General features: G+C 51.8%; 1 rRNA gene. It reads left to right on the top strand.

The features are described 5' to 3' along the window. Positions 1 to 54 precede the first annotated feature (54 nt). Positions 55 to 2945, top strand: a 23S ribosomal RNA gene (locus NPS47_RS24995). Positions 2946 to 3068 lie beyond the last annotated feature (123 nt).

The raw sequence follows: 3068 nt of genomic DNA, 5'->3' as shown, positions 1-3068 counted from the left end.
GAATTTTCGGCGAATGTCGTCTTCACAGTATAACCAGATTGCTTGGGGTTATATGGTCAAGTGAAGAAGCGCATACGGTGGATGCCTTGGCAGTCAGAGGCGATGAAAGACGTGGTAGCCTGCGATAAGCTTCGGGGAGTCGGCAAACAGACTTTGATCCGGAGATCTCTGAATGGGGGAACCCACTCAGCATAAGCTGAGTATCTTGTACTGAATACATAGGTGCAAGAGGCGAACCAGGGGAACTGAAACATCTAAGTACCCTGAGGAAAAGAAATCAACCGAGATTCCCTTAGTAGTGGCGAGCGAACGGGGACTAGCCCTTAAGTGGCTTTGAGATTAGCGGAACGCTCTGGAAAGTGCGGCCATAGTGGGTGATAGCCCTGTACGCGAAAATCTCTTAGTCATGAAATCGAGTAGGACGGAGCACGAGAAACTTTGTCTGAATATGGGGGGACCATCCTCCAAGGCTAAATACTACTGACTGACCGATAGTGAACCAGTACCGTGAGGGAAAGGCGAAAAGAACCCCGGAGAGGGGAGTGAAATAGAACCTGAAACCGTATGCGTACAAGCAGTGGGAGCCTACTTTGTTAGGTGACTGCGTACCTTTTGTATAATGGGTCAGCGACTTATATTCAGTGGCGAGCTTAACCGAATAGGGGAGGCGTAGCGAAAGCGAGTCTTAATAGGGCGTTTAGTCGCTGGGTATAGACCCGAAACCGGGCGATCTATCCATGGGCAGGTTGAAGGTTAGGTAACACTGACTGGAGGACCGAACCGACTACCGTTGAAAAGTTAGCGGATGACCTGTGGATCGGAGTGAAAGGCTAATCAAGCTCGGAGATAGCTGGTTCTCCTCGAAAGCTATTTAGGTAGCGCCTCATGTATCACTGTAGGGGGTAGAGCACTGTTTCGGCTAGGGGGTCATCCCGACTTACCAAACCGATGCAAACTCCGAATACCTACAAGTGCCGAGCATGGGAGACACACGGCGGGTGCTAACGTCCGTCGTGAAAAGGGAAACAACCCAGACCGTCAGCTAAGGTCCCAAAGTCATGGTTAAGTGGGAAACGATGTGGGAAGGCTTAGACAGCTAGGAGGTTGGCTTAGAAGCAGCCACCCTTTAAAGAAAGCGTAATAGCTCACTAGTCGAGTCGGCCTGCGCGGAAGATGTAACGGGGCTCAAACCATGCACCGAAGCTACGGGTATCACTTAGGTGATGCGGTAGAGGAGCGTTCTGTAAGCCTGTGAAGGTGAGTTGAGAAGCTTGCTGGAGGTATCAGAAGTGCGAATGCTGACATGAGTAACGACAATGGGAGTGAAAAACTCCCACGCCGAAAGACCAAGGTTTCCTGCGCAACGTTAATCGACGCAGGGTTAGTCGGTCCCTAAGGCGAGGCTGAAAAGCGTAGTCGATGGAAAACAGGTTAATATTCCTGTACTTCTGGTTATTGCGATGGAGGGACGGAGAAGGCTAGGCCAGCTTGGCGTTGGTTGTCCAAGTTTAAGGTGGTAGGCTGAGATCTTAGGTAAATCCGGGATCTTAAGGCCGAGAGCTGATGACGAGTTGCCTTTAGGCGACGAAGTGGTTGATGCCATGCTTCCAAGAAAAGCTTCTAAGCTTCAGATAACCAGGAACCGTACCCCAAACCGACACAGGTGGTTGGGTAGAGAATACCAAGGCGCTTGAGAGAACTCGGGTGAAGGAACTAGGCAAAATGGCACCGTAACTTCGGGAGAAGGTGCGCCGGTGAGGGTGAAGGACTTGCTCCGTAAGCTCATGCCGGTCGAAGATACCAGGCCGCTGCGACTGTTTATTAAAAACACAGCACTCTGCAAACACGAAAGTGGACGTATAGGGTGTGACGCCTGCCCGGTGCCGGAAGGTTAATTGATGGGGTTAGCTAACGCGAAGCTCTTGATCGAAGCCCCGGTAAACGGCGGCCGTAACTATAACGGTCCTAAGGTAGCGAAATTCCTTGTCGGGTAAGTTCCGACCTGCACGAATGGCGTAACGATGGCGGCGCTGTCTCCACCCGAGACTCAGTGAAATTGAAATCGCTGTGAAGATGCAGTGTATCCGCGGCTAGACGGAAAGACCCCGTGAACCTTTACTATAGCTTTGCACTGGACTTTGAATTTGCTTGTGTAGGATAGGTGGGAGGCTTTGAAGCGTGGACGCCAGTTCGCGTGGAGCCATCCTTGAAATACCACCCTGGCAACTTTGAGGTTCTAACTCAGGTCCGTTATCCGGATCGAGGACAGTGTATGGTGGGTAGTTTGACTGGGGCGGTCTCCTCCTAAAGAGTAACGGAGGAGTACGAAGGTGCGCTCAGACCGGTCGGAAATCGGTCGTAGAGTATAAAGGCAAAAGCGCGCTTGACTGCGAGACAGACACGTCGAGCAGGTACGAAAGTAGGTCTTAGTGATCCGGTGGTTCTGTATGGAAGGGCCATCGCTCAACGGATAAAAGGTACTCCGGGGATAACAGGCTGATACCGCCCAAGAGTTCATATCGACGGCGGTGTTTGGCACCTCGATGTCGGCTCATCACATCCTGGGGCTGAAGCCGGTCCCAAGGGTATGGCTGTTCGCCATTTAAAGTGGTACGCGAGCTGGGTTTAGAACGTCGTGAGACAGTTCGGTCCCTATCTGCCGTGGACGTTTGAGATTTGAGAGGGGCTGCTCCTAGTACGAGAGGACCGGAGTGGACGAACCTCTGGTGTTCCGGTTGTCACGCCAGTGGCATTGCCGGGTAGCTATGTTCGGGAGAGATAACCGCTGAAAGCATCTAAGCGGGAAACTTGCCTCAAGATGAGATCTCACTGGAGCCTTGAGCTCCCTGAAGGGCCGTCGAAGACTACGACGTTGATAGGTTGGGTGTGTAAGCGCTGTGAGGCGTTGAGCTAACCAATACTAATTGCCCGTGAGGCTTGACCATATAACACCCAAGCAATCTGCAACGCAGATTGTGGTGGTGAAGACGAAATGAACCGAAAGTTCGTAAAACCACAAATTGTCACATACCCGATTCGCTGGAGTGTCTGCACAAGACCTTCTGGCA

This window comes from Pseudomonas putida (genome assembly GCF_028682475.1).
GTDB classification, from domain to species: domain Bacteria; phylum Pseudomonadota; class Gammaproteobacteria; order Pseudomonadales; family Pseudomonadaceae; genus Aquipseudomonas; species Aquipseudomonas putida_AG.
The sequence above is the reverse complement of the archived record's forward strand: the minus strand, read 5'-3'. Positions and strand labels throughout refer to the sequence as shown.